The organism is Lentzea aerocolonigenes (assembly GCF_000974445.1).
Taxonomy (GTDB): domain Bacteria; phylum Actinomycetota; class Actinomycetes; order Mycobacteriales; family Pseudonocardiaceae; genus Lentzea; species Lentzea aerocolonigenes.
On sequence record NZ_BBOJ01000021.1, the window covers coordinates 1 to 23,906 of the forward strand.

The 23,906-nt window shown below is 69.3% G+C and carries 26 protein-coding genes; 18 read left to right on the forward strand and 8 right to left on the reverse strand.

The window, feature by feature from the left end; translation table 11 throughout:
• Positions 1–603: transposase domain-containing protein (locus AOM45_RS35010; RefSeq protein WP_169792648.1), on the reverse strand; the 603-nt coding region annotated here is incomplete at its 3' end.
• A 32-nt stretch (positions 604–635) separates the two neighbouring features.
• Positions 636–1,829 (reverse strand): HNH endonuclease signature motif containing protein, encoded by a 1,194-nt coding sequence (locus tag AOM45_RS35015; protein WP_059362855.1) that lies wholly within the window; start codon positions 1,827–1,829, stop codon positions 636–638.
• Between the two features lie 641 nt (positions 1,830–2,470).
• Between AOM45_RS35015 and AOM45_RS35020 the strand changes: the two genes are divergently transcribed.
• The 5 genes from AOM45_RS35020 to AOM45_RS35040 all read left to right on the forward strand — a co-directional run bounded on the left by AOM45_RS35020 (position 2,471) and on the right by AOM45_RS35040 (position 7,471).
• Positions 2,471–4,186 carry a S8 family peptidase gene (locus AOM45_RS35020; protein WP_051783676.1) on the forward strand — a complete coding sequence of 572 codons (1,716 nt, stop codon included), beginning with the start codon at positions 2,471–2,473 and terminating at the stop codon, positions 4,184–4,186.
• Between the two features lie 55 nt (positions 4,187–4,241).
• A complete protein-coding gene (locus AOM45_RS35025) occupies positions 4,242–5,144 on the forward strand; it encodes a LysR family transcriptional regulator (RefSeq protein ID WP_030468412.1) in 903 nt (300 codons plus the stop codon).
• Between the two features lie 76 nt (positions 5,145–5,220).
• Positions 5,221–6,216 (forward strand): YeiH family protein, encoded by a 996-nt coding sequence (locus AOM45_RS35030; RefSeq protein WP_030468413.1) that lies wholly within the window; start codon positions 5,221–5,223, stop codon positions 6,214–6,216.
• A 17-nt stretch (positions 6,217–6,233) separates the two neighbouring features.
• The gene (locus AOM45_RS35035; RefSeq protein WP_030468414.1) at positions 6,234–6,761 is read left to right on the forward strand and encodes a cysteine dioxygenase family protein; all 528 of its coding nucleotides are present in this window, start codon (positions 6,234–6,236) and stop codon (positions 6,759–6,761) included.
• Positions 6,762–6,829: 68 nt separating this feature from the next.
• Complete coding sequence (locus AOM45_RS35040; protein WP_156093891.1) at positions 6,830–7,471, forward strand: hypothetical protein; 642 nt, start codon at positions 6,830–6,832, stop codon at positions 7,469–7,471.
• On the opposite strand, the gene AOM45_RS35045 is transcribed toward AOM45_RS35040, so the two are convergent.
• On the reverse strand, positions 7,458–8,075 hold the full coding sequence (locus tag AOM45_RS35045; protein ID WP_051783679.1) for a TetR/AcrR family transcriptional regulator: 618 nt from the start codon (positions 8,073–8,075) through the stop codon (positions 7,458–7,460). The genes AOM45_RS35040 and AOM45_RS35045 overlap by 14 nt on opposite strands.
• A gap of 73 nt (positions 8,076–8,148) precedes the next feature.
• On the opposite strand from AOM45_RS35045, the gene AOM45_RS35050 reads away from it, so the two are divergent.
• From AOM45_RS35050 to AOM45_RS35085, 9 genes are all read left to right on the forward strand, one after another.
• Positions 8,149–8,814: a 3'(2'),5'-bisphosphate nucleotidase CysQ gene (locus tag AOM45_RS35050; RefSeq protein ID WP_030468558.1), complete on the forward strand. Its 666-nt coding sequence runs from the start codon at positions 8,149–8,151 to the stop codon at positions 8,812–8,814.
• Positions 8,811–9,698 carry a sulfate adenylyltransferase subunit CysD gene (cysD, locus tag AOM45_RS35055; protein WP_035910584.1) on the forward strand — a complete coding sequence of 296 codons (888 nt, stop codon included), beginning with the start codon at positions 8,811–8,813 and terminating at the stop codon, positions 9,696–9,698. The genes AOM45_RS35050 and cysD overlap by 4 nt, the downstream gene beginning before the upstream one ends.
• Positions 9,698–11,473, forward strand: a complete 1,776-nt coding sequence (gene cysC / locus AOM45_RS35060; protein ID WP_051783681.1) for an adenylyl-sulfate kinase — start codon at positions 9,698–9,700, stop codon at positions 11,471–11,473. Before cysD ends, cysC begins: the two co-directional genes overlap by 1 nt.
• A gap of 58 nt (positions 11,474–11,531) precedes the next feature.
• On the forward strand, positions 11,532–12,587 hold the full coding sequence (locus tag AOM45_RS35065; RefSeq protein ID WP_030468419.1) for a DUF1214 domain-containing protein: 1,056 nt from the start codon (positions 11,532–11,534) through the stop codon (positions 12,585–12,587).
• The gene (locus AOM45_RS35070; protein ID WP_030468420.1) at positions 12,584–13,732 is read left to right on the forward strand and encodes a sulfotransferase family protein; all 1,149 of its coding nucleotides are present in this window, start codon (positions 12,584–12,586) and stop codon (positions 13,730–13,732) included. The genes AOM45_RS35065 and AOM45_RS35070 overlap by 4 nt, the downstream gene beginning before the upstream one ends.
• Positions 13,732–14,511, forward strand: coding sequence for an SDR family oxidoreductase (locus tag AOM45_RS35075; RefSeq protein WP_081902212.1), 780 nt, complete (start codon positions 13,732–13,734; stop codon positions 14,509–14,511). The genes AOM45_RS35070 and AOM45_RS35075 overlap by 1 nt, the downstream gene beginning before the upstream one ends.
• Positions 14,508–14,957 carry an SRPBCC domain-containing protein gene (locus tag AOM45_RS35080; RefSeq protein WP_030468422.1) on the forward strand — a complete coding sequence of 150 codons (450 nt, stop codon included), beginning with the start codon at positions 14,508–14,510 and terminating at the stop codon, positions 14,955–14,957. Before AOM45_RS35075 ends, AOM45_RS35080 begins: the two co-directional genes overlap by 4 nt.
• Positions 14,958–15,093: 136 nt before the next feature.
• The gene (locus AOM45_RS51275) at positions 15,094–15,234 is read left to right on the forward strand and encodes a hypothetical protein (protein ID WP_156093892.1); all 141 of its coding nucleotides are present in this window, start codon (positions 15,094–15,096) and stop codon (positions 15,232–15,234) included.
• A gap of 33 nt (positions 15,235–15,267) precedes the next feature.
• Positions 15,268–15,483: a hypothetical protein gene (locus tag AOM45_RS35085; protein ID WP_030468423.1), complete on the forward strand. Its 216-nt coding sequence runs from the start codon at positions 15,268–15,270 to the stop codon at positions 15,481–15,483.
• Between the two features lie 261 nt (positions 15,484–15,744).
• On the opposite strand, the gene AOM45_RS35090 is transcribed toward AOM45_RS35085, so the two are convergent.
• The 3 genes from AOM45_RS35090 to AOM45_RS35100 form a co-directional block, all read right to left on the reverse strand.
• Positions 15,745–16,074 carry a hypothetical protein gene (locus tag AOM45_RS35090; RefSeq protein WP_051783682.1) on the reverse strand — a complete coding sequence of 110 codons (330 nt, stop codon included), beginning with the start codon at positions 16,072–16,074 and terminating at the stop codon, positions 15,745–15,747.
• A gap of 68 nt (positions 16,075–16,142) precedes the next feature.
• Complete coding sequence (locus AOM45_RS35095) at positions 16,143–16,796, reverse strand: Crp/Fnr family transcriptional regulator (protein ID WP_030468425.1); 654 nt, start codon at positions 16,794–16,796, stop codon at positions 16,143–16,145.
• 99 nt (positions 16,797–16,895) lie between these two features.
• Entirely contained in the window at positions 16,896–17,543 is a 648-nt protein-coding gene (locus tag AOM45_RS35100; protein WP_236703938.1) for a TetR family transcriptional regulator, read from the reverse strand.
• Positions 17,544–17,620: 77 nt separating this feature from the next.
• Here AOM45_RS35100 and AOM45_RS35105 point away from each other — a divergent pair, with 77 nt between their 5' ends.
• Both AOM45_RS35105 and AOM45_RS35110 read left to right on the forward strand, forming a co-directional pair.
• On the forward strand, positions 17,621–18,835 hold the full coding sequence (locus AOM45_RS35105) for a cytochrome P450 (RefSeq protein WP_030468427.1): 1,215 nt from the start codon (positions 17,621–17,623) through the stop codon (positions 18,833–18,835).
• A complete protein-coding gene (locus AOM45_RS35110) occupies positions 18,832–19,023 on the forward strand; it encodes a ferredoxin (protein WP_030468428.1) in 192 nt (63 codons plus the stop codon). Before AOM45_RS35105 ends, AOM45_RS35110 begins: the two co-directional genes overlap by 4 nt.
• Before the next feature lie 168 nt (positions 19,024–19,191).
• Here AOM45_RS35110 and AOM45_RS35115 read toward each other — a convergent pair whose 3' ends face one another.
• Positions 19,192–20,691: a serine/threonine-protein kinase gene (locus AOM45_RS35115; protein WP_035910591.1), complete on the reverse strand. Its 1,500-nt coding sequence runs from the start codon at positions 20,689–20,691 to the stop codon at positions 19,192–19,194.
• Between the two features lie 114 nt (positions 20,692–20,805).
• Here AOM45_RS35115 and AOM45_RS35120 point away from each other — a divergent pair, with 114 nt between their 5' ends.
• Positions 20,806–22,344 (forward strand): tannase/feruloyl esterase family alpha/beta hydrolase, encoded by a 1,539-nt coding sequence (locus tag AOM45_RS35120; RefSeq protein WP_030468430.1) that lies wholly within the window; start codon positions 20,806–20,808, stop codon positions 22,342–22,344.
• Between the two features lie 39 nt (positions 22,345–22,383).
• On the opposite strand, the gene AOM45_RS35125 is transcribed toward AOM45_RS35120, so the two are convergent.
• Positions 22,384–22,938, reverse strand: coding sequence for an EF-hand domain-containing protein (locus AOM45_RS35125; protein WP_030468431.1), 555 nt, complete (start codon positions 22,936–22,938; stop codon positions 22,384–22,386).
• Positions 22,939–23,062: 124 nt separating this feature from the next.
• Here AOM45_RS35125 and map point away from each other — a divergent pair, with 124 nt between their 5' ends.
• Positions 23,063–23,878 (forward strand): type I methionyl aminopeptidase, encoded by an 816-nt coding sequence (gene map, locus AOM45_RS35130; RefSeq protein ID WP_030468432.1) that lies wholly within the window; start codon positions 23,063–23,065, stop codon positions 23,876–23,878.
• Positions 23,879–23,906: the final 28 nt, after the last annotated feature.

A 23,906-nucleotide genomic window follows, 5' to 3' on the forward strand; every position in this document is an offset into this window, starting at 1 on the left:
CTCAATATCGTCGAGCACGCGCGCAAACAACTCACGTTCGTAGACGCGCCAGGAGTCGATCGCCGCAGCCACGATCGCATGAGTGCCGCATTCACCCAAGCCCACGATCCGCACCTGCGGAAACGGGCTTTTCCCATCTTGATGCCCCGTCTTGCCGAAAGCCTCGAGGTTGTCCGCGGTGTCGGGCACATCCACGATGACGCCGTCGACGGCCATCACCCGCCACCCGTGAAACCACGCGCCCTTGGTGCCTGGCTGCGCCATCGGCGCCGCGACCCGCTCGAACAACACCCGCAACGGCTCCTCGCCGAGCCGTTGCCGCGCCTGGGAGATCGCGCTCGTGCTCGGCACCTGCCAGCCAGTCCGCCACGTGCCCAGAAACCGCAAGCCGTTGACCAGCTTGCGCATCACTTCCTCGTAGCCGTCACCGAAGAACAGGCACAACGCCAGCACGTAATAGACGACCACCCGCGCGGGCAGCAACCGTGAACGCTTCTCCCGACGCCCTGTCTCGACCAGCACCTCGTCCACCAGGTCACGATCGAACAGGCGGGTCAGCACACCGATGCTGATTCCATCGGTGAACGAGCGAGGCGACGGCACCGAACCACCGTAGTGCCAACCACTTCACGGCCTTACACAGCCACATCCAAGATCGCTAACTTAGCGGCATTGGGGTCGAGCCAGTCAGGTGCGTAGAAGGTCGGGATGCCGTTGACCAGCTTGACGTTCCACTTGCTCTGGTGGATGAGCGTGTGGTGGTGGCGGCAGAGCAGCACGGCGTTGCCGACGGAGGTGTCGCCTCCGTTGGCCCAGTGTCGGATGTGGTGGGCGTCGCAGTGTCTGGGTGGCCTGCCGCAGCCGGGGAACGCGCAGCCCCGATCCCTGGCGACCAGGGTGCGGCGGATTCCGGCGGGGAAGGTGCGGGTCTTGCGGCCGATGTCCATCGGCTGGCCCTGGCTGCCCAGCAGCAGCGGGATGATGCCCGCATTGCAGGCCAGCTGCCGCACCTGGTCGGCGGGGATGTGGTCGCCGTTGTCGAGCATGCCCTGACCCACCTGGTTGGCGAGGTCCTCGTGCCGCATCGTCACGGTCAGCGTGACCGGCTCGCCGCCGTGCTCGGGCAGCTGGTCGGCGCGCAGCATCAGGTCGACCAGGTCGGCGAGGGCGTCGCCTTCGCGTTCGGAGCGGCTGCGCTCGTCTGGGCCTTGCCCGGTGTCCGGACGGGGCTTGGCCAGCGGATCCAGCAACGCCTCGTACTTCGCACCGGTGACCTTGTCCAGCTTCGCCCGAATCTCCAGCCGCCCGTTCTTCCACTGCATCAAGTGCTGGTTCGTCGGCGGCGCGGGCTCAGGATCGCGAGGCTCGGGGTCGTTCTGGTAGAGGCTGTAGGCGAGTGTGTTGCCGAGCTTGCGGACTGTGACGGGCTCGAAGTCTCGCGCGTAGCCGACCACGGTGGTCTCGTGTTCGGCGGGCACGGTCTTCATGATCGCAGCGATTGCCGCGACGTGGTCGATCGACAACGCACCCTCGGCCACCGCCTGCGCCGTCAGCGGCAGCACCGGGGCGAGCTCACTACCGGTCGGGGTGATCTCATTCGTCAGCAGCGCGGCGTTGTCGATCCACCGCTTGGCGACGTGAATGTCCCAGCGGACGACGTGCCGCAACACCTTCGGCAAATCCTTGTAGCCGAGCTCGCTCGCGGCTCCGCGCCGATCCAATTCGGCGACGATCTGCAACGCGGCGTTCTCACGGACCTGGATTTCCGTCACCTCGTCGACGAGACTGCGGAGCAGCTCGTCGGTGGAGAGGAGGCGGGTTTCGATCACGTGTTCTAATCTACCGCAAGATCACGGCCAAATAACGGGTAACGCCGCACACGATCGAGTGAACCAGCGATGGCGAAGCCGAGCCGGACAGGGCAATGCGAACGCAGGAAACCGGTAATGGGGTGAGCCGAACAACAAACGCAACCACGCACGACTGCGATTGGGGCTTGACTTTGGGTGCGAGGTGCTAGCCTTTTCGGATCGGGCGGGTGCGGAGCATCCGACCTTTTCCGCCCGACACAGCGCCTCGCAAGGGCCCCGAAGTCAAGCCCCAATCGCAATCGTCGCGAAGCGGCGATGAAATGACCCGGCTCGTCATACGACCCACGAAACCACCAACGCAAGGCGACATGGCAACAAAAGGTGACCCCTCCGCTGGAACCCGCGCCGAACCACCCCAAGCCGACCCGCGCAACGCGCCCCGGCACGCGCAACCCCACCCCCGCCCCAAAGCCCAGCACGGACCCCCTGCCACCCACCGGCCCACACCCCCACGACCTGCGACGTTCGGCGTGAACCGAACGGAGCATTTCTGAAACCGCGCGTCCCGAACGCGTCCCCACCTCCTCTAATGCCGTGACGGGCCCCTGCACCCGCGCGACACGCGTGGGCATCGCCCGCTAGGGAGTGTTGGAGGAACAGTGTTCTTGCGTTCACGTTCTCGCCTGCGCACCGCGGCCATCGCCGCGGTCGTGGGCGCAGGCGTTCTGACGGCGGCGACCCCCGCCGCCGCGGCGCCTCTCGCGGGCACACGCGCGTACCTGGTCATCACGGCGCCTGGTGCCACGGCGGGTGCCGCGTCGGCCATCACGAGCAACAGCGGCACTGTGTGGACTACCTATGACGCCATTGGTGTCATCGTCGCTCACTCCGGGGCCGCTGACTTCGCGAGCCGCATGCGTGCGGTGTCCGGGGTGCAGAAGGTTGGTGCCACCCGCACCACGGACGTTCCCGCCGAGGCGGCCAACCCGCCGATTCCCACCGCGCCCTCGCAGGCTGCGCCGGCCACGTCCGAGCCTGTGCGTTCGGACATGACGCAGATCGGTGCCGACAAGGCGTGGGCGGTCAACCAGGGGTCGGCGAACGTCACCGTTGGTGTGCTCGACACCGGGGTTGACGACCTGCACGACGACCTCAAGGCCAACTTCGACGCCGCCAACTCCGCGTCGTGTGCCTACGGCAAGCTCGACACTCGCACCGGGGCGTGGCGGGACACCGACACGCACGGCACGCACGTGGCCGGGACGATTGCCGCGGCCAAGAACAACCGGGGCATGGTCGGGGTCGCGCCAGGGGTGAAGATCGCCTCGGTGCGCATCGCGGAGAAGCCGAGTGGGCTGTTCTTCGCGGAGAACACCATCTGCGCCATGGTCTTCTCCGGTGACCGCGGCTTCGAGGTGACCAACAACAGCTACTACACCGATCCGTGGCTGTTCAACTGCCCGGACAACGCCGACCAGGACGCGATCCTCGAGGGCGTCAAGCGGGCCGTGGCCTACGCCGAGGGCAAGGGCGTGCTGAACGTGGCCGCCGCGGGCAACGAGAACTACAACCTCGCCGCCAAGAGCAGTGACGCGACCAGCCCCAACGACTCGACGCCGGCGACTCGCACGGTCACCAACGCGTGCCTGAGCGTTCCCACCGAGGTCTCCGGTGTGGTCAGCGTCGCGTCGATCACCTCGACGAACAGCAAGTCGTCGTTCTCCAACTTCGGCACCGACAAGATCCACGTCGCCGCGCCCGGTGACAGCGTCTACTCGACGGTTCCCGGTGGTCGCTACGGCACCAAGTCCGGCACGTCGATGGCTTCCCCGCACGTCGCGGGTGTTGCCGCGCTGCTGAAGTCGGCGAACCCCACGGCCACGCCTGCCCAGCTGCGTCAGCTACTGGCGACCCAGGCCGACGACCTGCGCTGCTCCGACAGCCGGTGCTCCGGCACCACCGCGAAGAACAACTTCTTCGGTGAGGGCCGCGTCGACGCGTTCGCCGCGGTCGACACCGGCACGCCGCCCGGCATCACGTTCGAGAACACCGCTGACGTGAACATCCCGGACAACGGTGCCGCCGTGACGAGCCCGATCATCGTCTCCGGCATCACGGGCAACGCCCCGGCCGCGCTCAAGGTGGGCGTCGACATCGTGCACACCTACCGCGGTGACCTGGTCATCGACCTGATCGCCCCGGACGGCACAGCGTTCCGGCTGCAGAACTCGAGCAACGACAGCGGTGACAACATCGTGCAGACCTACACGGTCGACGCGTCCGCCAAGGCCGCGAACGGCACGTGGAAGCTGCAGGTCAAGGACGTGGCCTCGGCCGACGTCGGCTACATCAACTCCTGGAAGCTGACCTTCTAGGGGCCACCTGGTCGGCCGCCCTTCGCGGGCGGCCGATCAGGCATATGGTGCGAAAGTGTTCGATACCCGCCAGCTAGAGGTGTTCGCGACCGTCGCCAGGACCGGCTCGTTCAGCGCGGCCGCACGGGAGCTGCACTGCACCCAGCCGGCGATCAGCCAGCAGATGCGCGCACTGGAACGGCAGGTCGGAGGGCCGTTGTTCGTGCGCACCGGCCGCGGGCTGGCCCTCACCGAGGCCGGTCGCATCCTCGCCGAGCGCGGCACGGCGTTGCTCGACGAGCTGGCGGCGACGCACCAGCAGATCAGCGCGATCGCCACGCACGACATCGGCACCATCCGCATCTGCGCGTTCCCCAGCGCCACCGTCTCGCTCGTGCCGGCCGCCGCCGCGATCCTCGCGAAGGAACGCCCCCACCTGCGGCTCGAACTGGTCGAGGGCGAACCGCCCGACTCGTTCTCCCTGCTGCGGCGTGGCGCCACGGACCTGCTGGTCAGCTTCAGCTACGAGGGCGAACCCCAGGACGAGACCGCGGTCGCCGGGATGCTGCGGGTGCCGCTGATGCACGAACCGCTCGCGTTGCTCGTGCCCACCGGCCACCGGCTGGCAGGCCGCGAACGCGTGTCGATGGCCGAGACCGAGCAGGAGCGCTGGATCGCGGGCTGTCCGCGGTGTCGGCACGCGCTCGACGAGGCGTGCGCCGAGGCCGGGTTCACGCCCGACATCACCTGTTCGACCGACGACAACCTGGCGATCCAGAGCCTCGTCGCCGCCGGGCTCGGCATCGCGCTCGTGCCGCGGCTGGTCCTGTCGTTCCTCAAACACCCCGGCCTGACCACTGTCGACGTGGAATCGTGCGCCCAGCGGCACACCGCGCTCTACACGTGGCCCGACCTGATCCGGCTGCCGATCGTGCGCGCCACGGTGGACGCGCTGGTCACCGCCGCCGCGAGGGCCTGACGTATAACGCGGGCTTATGCGTCCCCAAGAGATCGGGATCTTCTGCGCATAGGTCAAGACGCCCATCGTGGTTGTCATGGGCAGCATCCGGACAACGCCGCGCGCGACCGACTCACCGGTACCCGGTCTGACCGTGGTCGCCGGCGGTGTCGCGGTCGCGATGATCGCCGCCTGGGTGCTGCCCTCCGTCAGCGCGCTGACCGTGGCGGTCCTGCTCGGCGCCGTCGTCGCCAACGTCGTGACGCTCCCACCCTCGCTGACCCCCGGCATCAAGCTCGCCGGACGACGCCTGCTGCGTCTGGGCATCGTGCTGCTCGGGCTCAAGCTCGTCATCCGTGACGTGCTCGCGCTCGGCTACGAGGTGCTGGCGCTGGCGATCGTCGCCGTGGTCGTCACGTTCGTCGTGACGCGCCGGCTCGGCCGGGTGCTCGGGGTGAGCGAAGGCCTGTCGTTGCTGATCGCGACCGGGTTCTCGATCTGCGGCGCGTCGGCCGTCGCCGCCATGAACGGCGTGCGCGAGCAGGACGAGGAGGACGTCGCCAAGGCGCTCGGCCTGGTCACCCTCTTCGGCACCGTCGCGATGTTCAGCCTGCCGGCGTTGTACCCGCTCACCGGCCTGTCCCCCGCCGGCTACGGCGTGTGGGCGGGTGGCAGCGTGCACGAGGTCGCCCAGGTGGTCGCCGCCGCCGGGCCGGTCACCGGCGCCCTCGCCATCGCGGTGGCCGTGAAGCTGACCAGGGTCGTGCTGCTCGCGCCGATGCTCGCCGCGGTGAGCGTCGCCGAACGCCGCAGGTTCCCCGACGCCGGCACGCGCCCGCCGCTCGTGCCGTTGTTCGTGGTGGGGTTCCTGGCCGCGGCGGGTGTGCGCGCCACCGGTCTTCTGCCCGACGTCGTCCTCTCCGCGGCGACGTTCGTCGACAACCTGCTGCTGGCCGCCGGCATGTTCGCCCTGGGCACCGCCGTGCGCCTGCGTTCCCTCGTCCGCTCCGGCCTGCCCGCTCTCACCCTGGGCCTGCTCTCCACCGTCCTGATCGCCGTGGTGGCACTGACCGGCGCTTTGTTGATCATGTGAGCGAAGGAGTCACCGCCATGCCTCGTCTGCTCTCCCCCGCCGCCGCTCTCCTGGTCGGCGACCTCCGGACCGCCGTGGTGCGCGGAGGCGACGACCACGCCGTCGCCGCCCGCGTGGCCAGGGCGTTGACCGGCCACCTGGCCGACCCGCTGCTGCTCGACCCCGAGCACCGCGAACCGGACCCGGACCACTACCGCCAGCACGTCCTGCACGTGGAACCCGACGGCAGCTTCTCGGTCGTCGCCCTGGTCTGGCTGCCTGGCCAGGAAACGTGCATCCACGACCACGTGTCGTGGTGCGTGGTCGGCACGTACGTCGGCGAAGAAGAAGAGACCACCTATCGGCTCGTGGGCGACCGTCTGGTGCAGATGGGCATCAACCGCACTCCGCAGGGCGTGGCGTCGTACCTGGTGCCGCCCGGCGACATCCACAAGGTGTGCAACAGCTCGGACTCGGTGGCCATCTCGATCCACGTCTACGGCGCCGACATCGGCCTGCTCGGCACGAGCATTCGGCGCAGGTACGACCTTCCGGTCGCACGCTGACCGAACCGTTAAGACCAACATCGGCTTCGCGGCTAACCCCGGTCCCCTCCTGCAGCGATAGCAGGAACGTGGAACCCGATTTGTGGTCGGCGGCCGCCGCGGCCCTCGACGAGCACGAGCACGACCAGGTGATGGCACGGCTGGCGGGCACCGTCGTGCAACCCGGCCAGACCGAGCGGCTCGCCAGGGGTGAGCGCGACGTCGTGTTCCTGCTGCCCGACCGGCTGGTGCTCGTGCGGCCGGAGCCGTTCTGGACGGGCTCGTACGAGCGCGGACAGGTCGTGCGGATCATCTTCGCCGCGGGTCACGTCCAGTTCGACCTCGTCGGGGGCGACAGCCTCGAGTTCTGGATCGACGCGGACCTCACCCCGGCCGAGCCGTTCGTGGAGCAGGCGGAGACGTGGCTCGCGCCGCGGAAGAGCTCCTCGGGCGGCGCCGCCATCGCGTTCGGGCTCGCGATCCTGGTGGCGCTGCTGTTCGTGTTCGGGCCGGTGGACCTGATGCCGCAGGACGACCGGCTCACCGTTCGCTCGACGTGCAGCGACTTCCTCCGGGTCGGCGTGGACGAGCAGCTGGAACTGCTCAGGCGCCTGTTCGGTCAGGCAGGCCAGCAGGACGAGGCGGACAAGCCCGCCACGCTCGACGCGTCACGCCGGCACTGCGGGGAGCACGGGGGCGCGACGCTGGACTCGCTCGTCACCGGGAAATGATCCCGCGTTCGATCGCACCCGTCGCGAACTCGACGAGCGCGGCGGGCTTCACCCTGTTCGCCCGCGCGCCCTGCAACAGCAGGTCGTCCGCGAGCCCGATCAGCGAGTCCCACACGAAATGCGGCAGCGCCGGATCGTCGAGAAGCGTCTGACCGCACTGCTGCGCGGTCTCGGCCAACGCCTTCGCGAGCGCCCTGATCGTCTTGCGGTAGTCCTGCGCGGATCCCGCGACCTCCTTGCCCCGGCGGCCACCGGAGAGCACCTTCGCCTCCCACTGCGCGGCGGAGCGCCCGAACCGGCGCCACAGCTCGGTGACCTGGGGTTCGATCTCGCGCAGCACCCCGGCGATCCCGAGTCCGCGGTCGACGGTCGCGAGGGTGCGCTGCAGCTCGTCGAGACGGCGTTCCATGAGCGCGGCGAACACGTCCTCCTTGCCGGAGAAGTACTGGTACACGGTGCCGGAACTGACGCCCGCCCCCACCGCGATCGCGCGCATGGTCAGGCCGGCGTAGCCCTGCTGTTCCAGGATCAGCTCGGCCGACGACAGGATGTCGCGCCGCCTGCCCTCTGCGTCACCCCATGCGGTGGTCTGCTCGGTGCTCACGAGCCGCAGCCTACTTTGAACAACGTTCAAAAGCATATTGAACGTTGTTCGGTTTCACCCTACTGTCGAGTGCATGGCGGAGACCGACGGCGAGTTGGCGAGACGGCTGGCCACCGAGACGGGCAGGCTGCTGGTCAGCGTCCGGCCGGGCAACGGCGATCGCGCCGCGCAGAACTTCCTGGCGGCGCAACTGGAGGAGCACCGCCCGGACGACGCGGTGCTGTCCGAGGAAGCTCCCGACGACCCCCGCCGGCTCACCGCCGACCGGGTGTGGATCATCGACCCGCTCGACGGCAGCCGCGAGTTCGCCGAGCCCGGTCGCACCGACTGGGCCGTGCACGTGGCGCTGTGGCAACGGGGTGAGCTCGTCGCGGGAGCGGTCGCCCTGCCCGCGTTCCAGCCGATCTCCCGGGTTCCGCACCGCCGTCCCAGGATCGTGGTGAGCCGCACCCGGCCGCCCGAGTGCGCGGAGCGGGTGGCGGCCGCGATCGACGCCGAGCTGGTGCCGATGGGCAGCGCGGGTGCGAAGACGATGGCCGTGGTGCGCGGTGAGGCCGACGCCTACCTGCACGCGGGCGGCATGTACGAGTGGGACTCGGCCGCACCGGTCTACGTGGCGCGCGCGGCCGGGTTGCACGCCTCCCGCGCCGACGGGCGTCCGCTCGTCTACAACCAGCCCGATCCGTGGCTGCCGGACCTGCTGATCTGCCGTCAGGAACTCGCGGGGGTGCTCACGTGAACCACCTAGACCGGCTCGAAGCCGACAGCATCGACATCTTCCGCGAGGCGGTCGCGGAGAGCGAGCGGCCGGTGCTGCTGTACTCGATCGGCAAGGACAGCTCGGTGCTGCTCCACCTGGCGCGCAAGGCGTTCTACCCGTCGAAGCCGCCGTTTCCGCTGCTCCACGTCGACACCACGTGGAAGTTCCGCGAGATGATCGAGTTCCGCGACCGCACGGCCGCCGAGCTGGGGCTCGAGCTGATCGTGCACCGCAACCCGGACTGCGTGGCGATGGGCATCAACCCGTTCGACCACGGTTCCGCGCGGCACACCGACCTGTGGAAGACCCAGGGACTGCGGCAGGCGCTGGACAAGCACCGGTTCGATCTCGCGTTCGGTGGTGCCCGACGGGACGAGGAAGCCTCTCGTGCCAAGGAAAGGGTGTTCTCGTTCCGCACCGCGCAGCACCAGTGGGACCCGAAGAACCAGCGGCCGGAGCTGTGGCGGCTGTACAACACGCGGGTCGCGCCCGGCGAGAGCATCAGGGTGTTCCCGCTGTCGAACTGGACCGAGCTCGACGTGTGGCGGTACGTCGAACGCGAACGGATTCCCGTGGTACCGCTGTACTTCGCGGCGCCGCGGCCGGTCGTCGACCGCGACGGCCTGCTGATCATGGTGGACGACGACCGCATGCCGCTGCACGAAGAACCACGTCAGGAGCTGGTCCGGTTCCGCACGCTCGGCTGCTACCCGCTGACCGGCGCGGTGCGCAGCGAGGCGCGGACGGTCGCCCAGATCGTCGAGGAGATGCGGACCGCCACCACGTCCGAACGGCAGGGCAGGGCGATCGACCACGACCAGAGCGGGTCGATGGAGCGCAAGAAGCGGGAGGGGTACTTCTGATGGAGCTTCTGCGGTTCATCACCTGCGGCAGCGTCGACGACGGCAAGAGCACGCTGATCGGCAGGCTGCTGTACGAGTCGAAGCTGTTGTACGCCGACCACCTCGCCGCGCTGGAGGCCGACTCCCGCCGCGTCGGCACCCGCGGCGGCGAACTGGACTTCGCGCTGCTGGTCGACGGGCTGGCCGCGGAACGCGAGCAGGGCATCACGATCGACGTCGCGTACCGGTTCTTCGCCACCGAGGCACGGCGGTTCATCGTCGCGGACACGCCGGGCCACGAGCAGTACACGCGCAACATGGTGACGGGCGCGTCCACCGCCGAGGCCGCGGTGATCCTGCTGGACGCGCGCAAAGGTGTGCTGAGCCAGACCCGGCGGCACGCGCGGATCGTGTCCCTGCTGGGCATCAGGCACGTCGCCGTGGCCGTGAACAAGCTCGACCTGCTGGACTACTCGCAGGAGGCCTTCGACGCGGTGGCCGCGCAGTTCGCCGAGTTCGCCGCCGAGCTGGACTTCGCCGAGATCACGTGCGTGCCGATGTCCGCGACCGAGGGCGTCAACGTGATCGGCCACAGCGAGCTGACGCCGTGGTACGACGGGCCGACCCTGTTGCAGTGGCTGGAGACCGTGGACGCGGGCTCGGCCCAGGACGGCCCGTCGCGGTTCCTCGTGCAGTGGGTGAACCGGCCGGACTCGACGTTCCGGGGGCTGTCCGGCCGGGTTCTGCGCGGCACGCTCCGGCAGGGCGACGCGGTGTCCACCGGTGGTCGAACCTCCACTGTGGACCGGATCGTCACGATGGACGGGGATCTGGCGGAGGCGCCGGCCGGGTCGTCGGTCACCGTGGTGCTCGCCGACGACGTGGACGCGAGCCGCGGTGACGTGCTGGGCGCCGCCGCCGACCCGCCGGGCGTCGCCGACTCGTTCCAGGCGCACCTGGTCTGGTTGAACGAGAACGGTTTGCTGCCCGGCCGGCAGTACCTCGCGAAGATCGGCGCCCGCACGGTCGGGTTCACCGCGACGAAGGCGTTGCAGCTCAACGAGATCGGCGTCGACAAGGTGCACTTCGACGCGCCCGTGCCGTTCGAGGGCTACCGCACGAACCGCGACCTGGGCTCGTTCGTGGTGCTCGACCGGCTCTCCAACGCCACCGTCGGCGCCGGGATGATCGATTTCGCGTTGAGCCCGGCGAACGTGCGCTGGCAGACGCTCACCGTCGACAAGCAGGCGCGGATCGCCCGCAACGGGCACCGGCCGTGCGTGGTGTGGCTGACCGGGCTGTCCGGCGCGGGCAAGTCCACCATCGCCGACCTGGTCGAGAAGGCGCTGCACGCGGAGGGCAGGCACACGTTCCTGCTGGACGGCGACAACGTCCGCCACGGCCTCAACTCCGACCTCGGGTTCACCGACGCCGACCGCGTGGAGAACATCCGGCGCATCGCCGAGGTCGCCGCGCTGATGGTCGACGCGGGCCTGATCGTGCTCGTCTCGTTCATCTCGCCGTTCCGTGCCGAACGGGCGCTGGCACGCGGGCTCGTCGGCGAGAACGAGTTCTGTGAGGTCTTCGTGGACACGCCGCTGGAGGTGGCGGAGGAACGTGACCCGAAGGGCCTCTACCGCAAGGCCCGGCGGGGTGAGCTGGCGAACTTCACCGGGATCGACTCACCCTACGAACCGCCGGAGGAGCCGGAGATCAGGCTCGACACGACGACGTTGAGCCCGGAGGCGGCGGCTGCGGCCGTGGTGGCGAGGCTGCGCGCGCTCGGCGTCTGTTGAACGTTGTCCAGAATCAGGTATGTTCAGCTAGAACACGTTCTAAATTCTGGAGGCTGTGGTGCCGGATCAGGCGTGGTCGCAGTTCTGCCGGGCGCTGGAGAAGGCCGGCGAGGTGGTTTTGTCGGACCAGGCACCGGACACCCCGCTCGACCGCGCGGAGGGCTACCGGTACCTCGCGAGACTCACGCGCGAGATGCTCTACTCCTGCCTGGACAACGCCGATCCGGACTTCCCGCGCTTCCACGAGCTGGACCTCGTCAAGATCGGCGCGGACAACCCGGACAACGTCTACCTGTCCGCGAACATCCGCGGCGACAGGACGTACCGGATCACCGGGACCCGCGGCACCATCGCGTACTTCAGCATCGGCTCCAAGGCCAACCGCTACGCCAAGGACGGCACGATGGCGTCCACCGGCGAACTGTCCGACGCCGACCTGGAGATCGCTCCCGACGGCACGGTGGAGATCATCGCGAGCGCCGATCCGCACGACGGGAACTGGCTTCCGCTCGCGCCCGACTCCACCGGTCTGGTGGTGCGCCAGACGTATCTCGACCGCGAGACCGAGGTGCCCGGCCGGTGGCACATCGAGCAGGTCGGTGGTCCGGCCGAACCTGCCCAACTCACGCCCGAGTTCCTGGCCAAGGCGTTGCAACGAGCGTCGTTGTCGGTGCACGGCACGGCGGCCACGTTCGCGCACTGGACGCGCACGTTCATGAAGCGCCCCAACGAACTGCCCGACTTCGGCCAGGAGATGTTCCAGCGCGCGGGCGGTGACCCGGAGATCTTCTACCTGCACGGCTACTGGTCGCTGAAACCCGGTGAGGCGTGGGTGATCGAGACCGACGTGCCGGACTGCCCGTACTGGAACTTCCAGCTGGACAACTGGTGGATGGAGTCGCTCGACCACCGGCGCCGGATCACGGTCAACAAGCACACCGCGACCTTGGTCGACGGCCGCCTCACGATCGTTGTCGCGGAACGGGATCCGGGTGTCGGCAACTGGATCGACACCTGCGGTCACAGCTCCGGAACGGCGTTGCTGCGCTGGCTCGGCGCCACCGACCACCCGATCCCGAAGTGCCGCGTCGTTTCGCTGGAGGAGGTTCGATGACGGTCACGACCGCGCTGAACGTGCCGGAACTGCTCGACGCCGCGTCGGCGAAGACCGGGCTGTCGGACTACGGCGACGACTGGTTCCGCGAGCCGCTCGACGTCCTCGTCACGGCCCTCAACACCGAGGCCGTGCTGTCACCGCTGGGCCACGAGCTGACCAAGCGGCGGTTGACCGCCCTGCTGTCCGACCGGCTGCGGCTGCGCGCGTTGCAGCGCGAACACCCGTCGGTGCTCGACGTCGAGGTGCGCGTCGCCGCCGAGATCTGCGGTCTGCCGCGCACCGGCTCGACCCTGCTGCACCGGCTGCTGGCCGCGTCGCCCCAGGTCACGTCGACGTTGTCGTGGGAGGTCGCCTACCCGATCCCGTTCCCCGGCGAGGGGCCAGGGGCTCCGGAGCGCAAACGCCGTGCGCAGGAACGCATGCAGCTGATGTCGCAGCTCCCTTCCAACTTCGGTGACCTGCACACGGTGGTGTGGGACGGGCCGGAGGAGGACGTGATCCTGCTGGACCGCACGTTCGTGTCGATGAGCTTCGACTCGTTCTACTGGGTGCCGTCGTACGGCGACTGGCTGCGGACCGTCGACCAGGGGCCCGCCTACCGAGAGCTACGCGAGTGGCTGCAGGTGTTGCAGTGGCAGAGCCCCTCCCGCTCGCTGCCCTGGGTGCTGAAGTCGCCGCACCACCTGACAGCGGTGGACACGGTGCTGGACGAGTTCGCCGACTGCAAGATCGTCATGACCCACCGCTCACCGGTCAACGCCGTGCCGTCGTACGCGTCGATGGTGAGCGCGATCTCCGCGCAGTACAGCGCCGACGTCGATCCGGTCCGAATCGGACGGTACTGGTCCCGGCGGTTCGCGAAGACCCTGGCGGGCTTCGCCTCCGCCCGCGCCGCACGCCCGGACCGCTTCGTGGACGTGCGGTTCGCCGACACCGTCGCCAAACCGGTGGAGGTCGCCCGCGAGGTGCTCGACGCGCTGGGCCTGCCCGCGGGTCCGGCCGACGACGCGGCGTTCGAGACCTACCTGGAACAGAACCGCACCGAACGGCACGGCTCGCACTCCTACGCGCCACCGGACTTCGGGCTCTCCGAGGACCAGCTGCGGCGCGACTTCGCCTTCTACTCGGAGGTCTACCTGTGATGCTCCAGGACGAGGTCGTTCTGATCACCGGCGTCGGTCCCGGCCTGGGCTCGAAGCTGGCCGTCCGCGCGGCCGCCGAGGGCGCGAAGGTGGTCATGGCCGCCCGCTCGGCCGACGTGATGAAGCAGGTGGAGAAGGACGTCGCCGCCGCGGGAGGCGAGGCCGTCGGCGTGCAGTGCGACGTGCGCAGGCCCGACGAGGTCGCCCGCCTGGTGGAGACCGCCGTCGACCGGTTCGGCACGATCACCGGCCTGGTCAACTCGGCGTTCGGGCATCCGGGTTTCTTCGACCTGCTGGACACGCCGGAGAAGGCGATCCGGCGGTCGGTCGACATCATCCTGTTCGGCGCGCTGAACGTGACGCGGGAAGTCGTGCCGCACATGAAGACGGCGGGCCGTGGGTCGATCGTCAACATCGGCACCATGGCCACGCGCAAACCGTTGCGGGGCGAGGGCGGCTACGCGGTGGCGAAGGCGGCGATGGCGACCGCGACCAAGTTCCTGGCGCTGGAGCTGAGCGAGCACGGCATCCGCGCGAACCAGGCCGTGCTCGGCTGGCTGGACGGGCCGGGCGTGCGGTTCTACCTCAAGCTCACCGCCGACAGCCGCGGTGTCAGCGAACAGGACGTCTACGACGAGATCGCGGCCCGCAACCCGTTGGGGCGCATTCCCACCGACGACGCCTGTGCCGGCGCGGTGCTGTTCCTGCTGTCGCGTCACGCTTCCGAGGTGACAGGTGCGGTGCTGGACGTCAACGGTGGGGAGTACATGCCGGCATGAGCTACGTCATCGAGTCCGTCACCGTGGAGATTCCCGCTCCCGCGCCGTTCGTGTGGGACGTGCTGCTCGACTACCCCAACTATCCACAGTGGAATCCGTACACCCTGTCCGTGGACACGACTCTCGCCGTCGACTCACCGATCGACCTCACTCTTCCGAAGCCGGACGGCAGCGAGGGCACGTGGGTCAGCCGCGAGTACATCCGCGTCGTCGAGCCGCCCCGCCTGCTGCGCTACGACACGGGAGACACGTTCCCCGGTCTGCTCGGGGTGCGCGACCAGCTGATCACGCCGCTGGGCGACGACCGGTGCAGCTACCACACGTTCGAGACGTTCACCGGCAAGTACGCGGAGGCGGTGTTCGCGGCGCAGGGTGCGTACGTCAAGAAGGGCTTCGACTCGGTCGCGCACGCGCTGCGTGACCGAGTCAAGGAGCTGACCGGCTGAACGGGCGAGCCCCTGAAGGACCGGGCGCTCTTTCCACCGGGGAGAGCGCCCACCCGCCGCCGTCCACCCGAACAGCACCACCGCCGTCACTCCCCCGAGCAGCAGTCCGACCAGCGTCACCTCTTTCAGCACACCCATGAACACCCACCCGAACGACAGCAGCAACGCGCACCGCAGCACCCCGAGCTTCCGCGCGCGCCACCCCGCGACGGCCAGCAGCACTCCGCCCACGATCGACCCCGCCGACGCCGTGACCGGCACGCGCCACAGCCCGTAGGAGACGTCCACATAGGACTCGGTCACGAACGTCGTGGCCCGCTCCAGCCCCATCCGGTCGACGAGCTCGAACGCCGTCAGGTCGACGCCGGAGAAGTACAGCCGCGCGAACAGCGACGCCACGAACGCCACGGCTCCCACGAGCGCGAGCCGTCCGCCGATCTCGCGGGCGAAGACGATCACGGTGGCGCACAACAGGATCGACGCCAGCGCGAACAACGCGTACCCGGCGGTGACCAGCTCGGGTTGACGGGCGTAGGCGGCCAGCTGCTCGGGTGCCGCGAACGGTCCGGCGTCGAAGCGCGCCCGTTCCGCGGCGGTGAACCCCGCTGTCTCGACACCGAGGCGCCGCACGAGCAACGCGGCGAACCAGACGATCGGACCTGCCAGCAATGCGAGAACCCTCATGCCGTTCAACGCTAGGAACTCGGTTCCGCCGGGACATCGGACCACGGTCCGAACTCGCGGCGGCGCGGTGTGGCCGCACCCCCTGGCCACGGCCACACCGGCATCAGAGCCGCAGCAGACTCGACGGTGGGCGTTCCGGCTCCACCGCCTCCTCCGCCGCGGGAAGCGTCTCGGGCAACCACGCGCGCAGCGCTCGCCCGAACATGAGCAGCGTGCGCCAGGTGTCCCACAGGGCGATGAGCGCCGCCGAGAGGACGATCGACACGGCCACCGCGAGCACGCCGCCACCGTCGAACAACACGACGACGGCCACGATCGCCCACAGCTCGACGACGGTGAAGATCAAGGCGAACACGACCCGTTCCGTGTACTTGCGGCGAGCCCGCAACACCTCCGCGCGAGAGTGGGGGTCGGGGAGTGAGTTGCGCTTCATGACGGCTCCTGGTGCGACTCGGCGAACTGTGACACCGAGGAAACCGCGAGGGCCTTGACATGTCTGCGTCAGATGCCACACAACGCGCGCAATTCTTCCTCGCGCAGAATTTCTATGCCGTTGCGGCGGGTCAGGATGATTCCCGAGTCCCGCAGGACTTTCAACGTCCGCGCGAGCGTCTCGCGGGAAATCCCCACAATGCCCGCGAGCTCGCGCTGCGTGAGAGGCACCGTCGCGATCAGGTCGTCCGCGCCGCGGTGCGCGAGGTCGAGCAACATCGCGCCCACACGGTGCAGCGAGGGACCCGTCCGCAGCTCCTGCTGGTCGACCATGGCCCGCTGACGTGACGCGACGACCGTCAGCATCGCCCAGGTGATCCCCGGCCGCACCCGGCAGAGCGCCTCCAGGGCACGGGCGGTGATCACCAAGCCGCACACGGAATCCACCGCGGTCAACGTCGCCGAACGGCACCTGCCGTCCACGGCGGCGAGCTCGCCGATGATCTCGCCGGGCCCGCGGACGGCGAGCACGGTCTCCTCACCGCCCAGCGAGAACCGGCTCACGCGGACCCGGCCGCGCGAGACCACCAACACGTTCCGCGTTGGGTCGCCCTGGTGGCAGATCACCGATCCGGGCGCAAATTCGACGCAGGTCGCCGAACCTCGCAACGCTGTGCGATCGGCGGCGTCGAGCAACCCCCAGAAAGACCTGTCAATCCCCATGCTTCCATGATTCAGGCAACCGCACGCCGCACACTGCCCCGATCGATCTAAATCAAGGCGCTGGTGCGCCAAGGGATGTGAATTCCCGGTCGGCGAGCACTACCGCGGCTGGGACAGGCCGCGCAGCACCCGGTTCAGCGCGCTGGCCATCTGCTCGCGGTGGCGTTCCAGGGTTTCCGTCGTGACGCCCTCGACCGCGGCCTGGGCGACGTCGTCGGTCGCCACCCTGAGCACGGCGCTCATGGCCGCGGCCTGCACCCGGACCTCGATCGCGTCGGCGGGCTGGCCCAGGCGCCGGGCGAGGACCTCGGCCAGCGCGTCCTCCGCGCGTTCGCGCAGGACCAGGTAGGCGGCGCGCAACGCCGGTTCGTCGTGGGTCAGGCGCACCACGGCCAGCACGGCGTCCACGTCCTCGTCCGACGAGGGCAGCACCGGGCTGTAGGCGGCGCGGAGGTGGTCGATCAGTTCCAGCTCCGGCGGCCAGGCTCGCAGCACCACGCAGAACGCGTCGACCATCTTCGTGAGCAGCGGTTCGACGCAGCTCTCCTTGTGCGGGAAGTAGCGCCAGAACGTGCGTTCGGAGACGCCAGCGGCCTGGGCGATCTGTTCTCCCGACGTGGCGGCGACGCCCTGCTCGGTGAACAGGCGGACCGCGTGGCGCGAGAGGTCCAGGCGCTGGCGTTGACGTTGCTCGTCGCTCACCGGAGGGCGTCCGCGGCGGGGCTTTTCGGTCGCAACGTCCGTCATCGGGCGATTTAAGCACGTCACCGCGTCCCGAACATTTAATGGCACTGACTGTCACGAAAGTGCTACGGTCGGGTGTCATGAGCATCGCTCCCGAACGCCTCCAGCTGCCGCTGCCTCGGCCGAACATCCTCGACCTCGCTCCGCTCTACGACGTCCTGCGCCGCGAGGCCCCCATCGCGCCGGTCACCACGCCGGCCGGGGATCCCGCGTGGCTCGTCACCCGATACGAGGAAGTCCGTCTCCTGCTCGGGGACAAGCGCTTCGGCCGGTCCCACCCCGAACCGGAACGGGCGTCGCGCATCTCCACTGCCGCCGTGCAGGACGGGCCCAGCGGCGAGTACGCGACCGAGGAGGCCGACCACGCCCGCATGCGGCGCCTGCTGACGCCGGCGTTCTCCGCCAAGCGGATGCGGATGCTGTCCGACCACATGGGACGGTTGGTCGAGACGTACCTGGACGAGATGACCGCGGAGCACGAGGCCACCGGCGTGGTCGATCTGCACTCGCGCCTCGCCTACCCGTTGCCGGTGGCCATGATCTGCCTGCTGCTCGGCGTGCCGGAGTCCGACCACGAGCTCTTCGCCCGGCTGTCCGAGCGCATGGCCAACACGGCCATCGGCGAGGAGGCGCACCAGGCGCGCGAGGAGTTCTTCCGCTACATGGTCGGTCTCGTCGAGACCAAGCGCCCGCAGCTCGGTGAGGACGTGATCTCCGACCTCGTGCGCGCGCAGAGCGAGGACCCGTCGTTCGACTACGAGCAGATGGTCAGGCTGTGCGTCGGCCTGCTGTTCGCGGGGCACGAGACCACCGTCAACCGCATCGGCCTCGGCACGCTCTTCCTGCTCACCGACCGTTCCCGCTGGGAGGCGCTGGTCGCCGACCCGGACGGCCGCGTCGACGCCGTCGTCGAGGAGGTCATGCGGCTGGGCGCGCCCGGCGACCTCGGTCTGCTGCGGTACGCGCGTGAGGACGTCGACATCGCGGGCGTCACGATCCGCGCCGGCGACGCCGTCGTGCTCTCCATCAACGCCGCCAACCGCGACGCGGACGTGTACAGCGACGCCGAGGACTTCAACCCCGACCGTCCGGAAAGGACACACCTCGGGTTCGGCCACGGCGCCCACTTCTGCATCGGCGCCTCGCTCGCCCGCACCGAGCTGCGGGTCGTGTTCTCCGCGCTGGCCCACCGCCTGCCCGGCATGCGGCTCGCCAAAGACCTCGACGACCTGGAGGTCCGCACCACCCTCACCGGCGGCGTCGCCGAGCTGCCCGTCACCTGGAGGTCGCTGTGAAAATCGTGGTGGACCAGGGGAAGTGCGTCGGCGCCGGTCAGTGCGTGCTAGCCGCTGACGACGTGTTCGACCAGAACGACGACGGGCTCGTGGCGTTGCTGGAGGAGAACCCGCCGTCGGAGCGGCTGGAGGACGTGCGGCACGCCGCCGCCGTGTGCCCGGCGGGGGCCATCACCGTGCAGGAGTGAGGCGGGAGCGCGCCGCGGTCTACTCGACGAAGTACGAGTCTTGCTTGTCGAGGAACGCGGCGCGCTCCTGTTCCGTGCGGCACGTGCAGGAAGTCGCCCTGCTCCGCCTCGATCCACTTGTCGCCGTTGTAGAGCCGGACGGTGCCGCCGAGGATGAAGACAGGTTCGCTAGCTCTTCATGATCGGCTCGGTGAGCTTGGAGCCGTCCGCCTTGCCGACGAAGCAGTAGATGAGCCGGTCGGAGCTGCGGTAACCGTTCTCGGTCTTGACCTTCCACGCCTCGGCCGTGGGGATGATCACCCAGTACCGCAGCGTCTTCTCCTTGTCCTCGCCGAGCACCTTGGACGACAGGAACGTGCGCGTGCACTCGGTGCCGCCGATCTTCGTCAGCTTCTCGACGCCGGGGTACGGCACGTCCTTCTGCATCTCGTTGTCCGCGTAGACCTTGTCGAGCCGCTCGACGTCGTGCTCGGCGTAGCAGCCGACCTCGTTCTTGGACTCGATCTTCGGCGCGCCCTTCGCCGGCGTCCAGACCAGGCAGGCGTTGCTGGACCCCCACAGCGAGTCGTGCGGGATGTCGCCTTCGGGGCCCAGCGTCAGCACCGGTTGCATCGCGGGGGTGCTGGCGGGGCCGTCGGTGATGCCGATGTTGTAGAGCAGCGGCTTGAACACGGTGATGAACAACAGGACCAGCGCGCCGATGAGGAAGAGCGGGGTGAGCGTCGCGGAGAGGATGAGGCCGACCGGGCGCTTGCGGCGAGGGGGAACGGGGACGGGCGGGGCGGACGAGCTCGCCAGCGGACCCGAGGTGACGGGTCCGGACACCGGCCCGGTCAGCACAGGCCCGGTCAGCTGCGGTTCCCCGCCCGTCAGGGCCCGCTCGATCAACCGGTGCGCGGCCGCCACTCCCAGCCGCCGCTGCGGATCCGGCTCCAGCAGCCCGGCGATCAGCTCCCCGAGCGGCCCGGTCACCCGAGGCTGTGGCCGTTCGCTCATCACCGCCAGGATCGTCGCCGAGGTCGTGGGCCGGTCGAACGCCCCGCGCCCCTCGGTCGCGTAGAACAGCGTGGCTCCCAACGCCCACAGGTCCCACGCGGGTGAGGCCGGGCCACCCGCCAGGCGTTCCGGCGACATGTACGCGGGCGAGCCGATCAACGTTCCGGTCGCCGTGAGCCTCGGGTCGTCGAGCGACTGCGCGATGCCGAAGTCGGTGAGCTTCGCCGGTCCCCTGGCAGGCACCATCACGTTGCCCGGCTTGACGTCCCGGTGCACCACACCGGAGGAGTGCGCCGCCTCCAACGCCCCCAGCAGCTGCGCGGCCAATGTCGCCGCCTCGCGCACGCCGAGCGGCCCGTCCAGGTCGACCGCTTCGTCCAGGGTGGGAGCGTTGATCAGCTCCATCACGATGAACGTCTGGTCGTCCTCGGAGATGAGGTCGTACACGGTGACGATCGCGGGGTCCTGCAGCTGGCTCGCGATCCGCGCCTCGCGCAGCACCCGTTCCCGGTACACGGCTCGCTCGTCCGCGGGCACGTGACCGGGCAGCAGCAGTTCCTTGACCGCGACGTCACGGCCGAGCACCGTGTCCTGGCCCAGCCACACGGACCCCATGCCGCCCCGCCCCAGTTCGCGAACGAGCCGGTAGCGTCTGTTGCCCACCTCGCGCATGCGCGGAAGTCTCGCAGCCGATCACCACCGTCCGTCACCCGGTCCAGTGACGTACACGGACAGCGTCATCTGACGGGCGCGACGCAGGAACCCGCGCACCTACCGTCGCGGGACGTGAGACGACTGACAAAGCTGTTGGCCACAACGCTGCTGCTGACCGGGCTCGCGCCACTCGCGCCGGCGTCCGCGAGCAGCTCGTGCGCCACGATCCCGGTCACCGCCCCGGCCGGCGCCAAGATCGAGTCCGTGGACGCCGCGGCACGTCCCGGCGGAACCGTCACGTTCCCGCAGACGCCGCTGTCCGCACCGCCGCCGATCCACGACGTGCCCTCGTACTGCGAGATCACCGTGACGCTCACGCACGCGGACGACCACGTGAAGGTCGTGGTCGCGCTCCCGGACACCGGCTGGACCGGCCGGCTCCAGGGCGTGGGCGGCAGCGCGTACGCCGCCGGTGACCCCGGTGCCCCGCTCGTGCAGGCCGTGAAGGACGGCTACACCGCCGTGACCACCGACGCCGGTGTGCTGGACGGGCTCAACACCAGCTGGGCGCTGAAGAACGGCGAGCTCGACCGGACGCTGCTCACCAACTTCGCGACCCGTTCGGTGCACGAGTCGGCGGTCGTCGCGAAACAGTTGGTGCGCAAGCACTACCAACGACCGGTGAGCTACTCCTACTGGAACGGCTGCTCGACCGGCGGCCGTCAGGGCTACTCCGAGGCGCAGAACTTCCCGGACGACTACGACGGAATCCTCGCCAACGCGCCGGCTGTGAACTGGTCGCAGTTCGCCGTCGCGACGCTGTGGCCGCAGATCGTGCAGAACCAGGACGGCCACGTCGTCAGCAACTGCGTGCTGGACGCGTTCCGCAAGGCCGCGATCGAGGCGTGCGACGCGAATGACGGCGTCACCAACAACATCGTCGACCGCCCGGACCGGTGCAGCTACGACCCGCGTCAGCTCGTCGGCAGGAAGATCCTGTGCGACGGCGCCGAGATCACCGTGACCAAGGCCGACGCCGACGTCATGCGCAAGATCTGGGACGGCCCGACCGACGAACGCGGCCGGTCGCTGTGGCCGGGCCTGCCGAAGGGTGCCGACCCGCTCTGGCTCGCGGGCACGCTGCCCGGCTATCCCGGCCCCGGCTTCCCGGTCGCCGCGCTGTGGGTGCAGAGCTTCTTGCTGAAGCAGCCCGGTTTCGACACCTCGAAGCTCACCTACCAGCAGTACCGCGACCTGTTCCGCCAGTCGGTCCGCGAGTTCGACGACGTCATCGGCACCTCGGACCCGGATCTCACGGCGTTCCGGCGCTCGGGCGGCAAGCTGATCACGTTCGTCGGCACCGACGACCAGCTGATCCCACCCGGCGGCACGCTGTCCTACCGCGACCAGGTCGAGCGGCGCATGGGGTACGTGAACGACTTCTACCGCTTGTTCACCGCACCGGGCGTCGACCACTGCTCCGGAGGCAACGGCCCGCAGCCGACCAACCCGCTCGGCCAGTTGGTCGACTGGGTCGAGCACGGCAAGGCTCCCGCGACGCTGACGGCGGCGACGGCGGACACCACGCGGAACCTGTGCCCGTACCCGCAGGTGTCGCGGTACCTGCACGGTGACCCGAAAACCGCCTCCAGCTACCGCTGCACCCGCTAGAAACGGCTCGGGGGACGGCTTTCGTCGTCCCCCGCTTCGTCAGGCGTGCTGCAACGCCTTGGGGTACAGCCAGCTGCCGGGCGTGTCCTCGGCGGGATTCGTGTAGTAGTCCCGGACCGCCGCGACGTACTCGTCCACGCTGATCGCGCCGTCACCGTCGGTGTCGAGGTGCGCGAACGCCAACCCGCACTCCTCTTCGGAAAGCCCGCGCGCCCTCAGCAGCACCCCGAACTCGGCCGCGTCGACCCGCCCGTCGGAGTTCGTGTCCGCGAGGTCCAGCAACGACTGCACGATCTCGAGGAACTCCGCCTCGAACGGCCCGCCGTCCACGAACGCCTCGATCATCGCCTCGCGGTACTCCTCCGGCCCGATCCTGCCGTCGCGGTCGGTGTCGCAGAGCTCGGCCAGCACCTCCCAGAACCTGTCGTACGCCTCCACGAGGTCGCGGCCCCGCTCCGACGACGCGGGCTCGCCGAACGCCCGCAGCAGCCGGTTGGCCAGCGCGTAGATGTCCGCGAGCTCGATGACGCCGTTGCGGTTCACGTCGTAGTGGGCGAAGGTCGAGTCGATCCTGTGGTGCAGCACCTGCTTCATGACCAGGCACTGTGCTGACGCGACGGTGCTTCGCGCAACGCGCGTCCCCCGCCTGGGTGGTGTTGTTCAGCCGTCTCCGCGACGCCGGTATAGTTATACCGGAACCAGCACACGGAGGAACACGTTGATCGAGCTCAAGTCGCCCGCGGAGATCGCGCGCATGCACGTCACCGGTCAGTTCATCGCGGAGGTGCTCGACGAGCTCTCCACGAGAGCGGCGGTCGGCGTCAACCTGCTCGATCTCGAACTGCACGCGCGCCGCATGATCGAGGAGCGCGGCGCGGTGTCGTGCTACTGGGACTACTCGCCGTCGTTCGGCCGCGGCCCGTTCCGCAACGTCATCTGCCTGTCGGTCAACGACGCGGTGCTGCACGGCCTGCCCAAGAGCTACGTCCTGCGGGACGGCGACCTGCTGACCATGGACATCGCCGTCGGCATCGACGGCTGGGTGGCGGACTCGGCGGTGTCGATCATCGTCGGCACGCCACGTGAGGAGGACCAGCGCCTGATCCGCGCCACCGAGGTCGCCCTGGAGGCCGCGATCGAGGCCGCGCGCGTCGGCAACCGCCTCGGCGACATCTCCGCGTCGATCGGTGAGGTGGCGGCGGACTTCGGCTACACGTGCAACCTGGAGTTCGGCGGGCACGGGCTCGGCCGCACCATGCACGAGGCGCCGCACGTGGCGAACAACGGCAGGCGCGGCCACGGCATGAAGCTCAAGCCGGGCCTCACCATCGCGATCGAGCCGTGGCTCGCCGCGACCACCGACAAGATCATCTTTGACGAGGACGGCTGGACGCTGCGGTCGGCCGACGGCTCGCGCACGGCGCACTCGGAACACACCGTCGCGATCACCGCGGACGGGCCGCTGGTGCTGACGCGCCGACGTTCGGAGAAGGCCGTGACCAGCACGGTGGCGAATTCCGACGGCCTCGGGTAACCATGCAGGTGGGCTGAAGAGGAGAGGA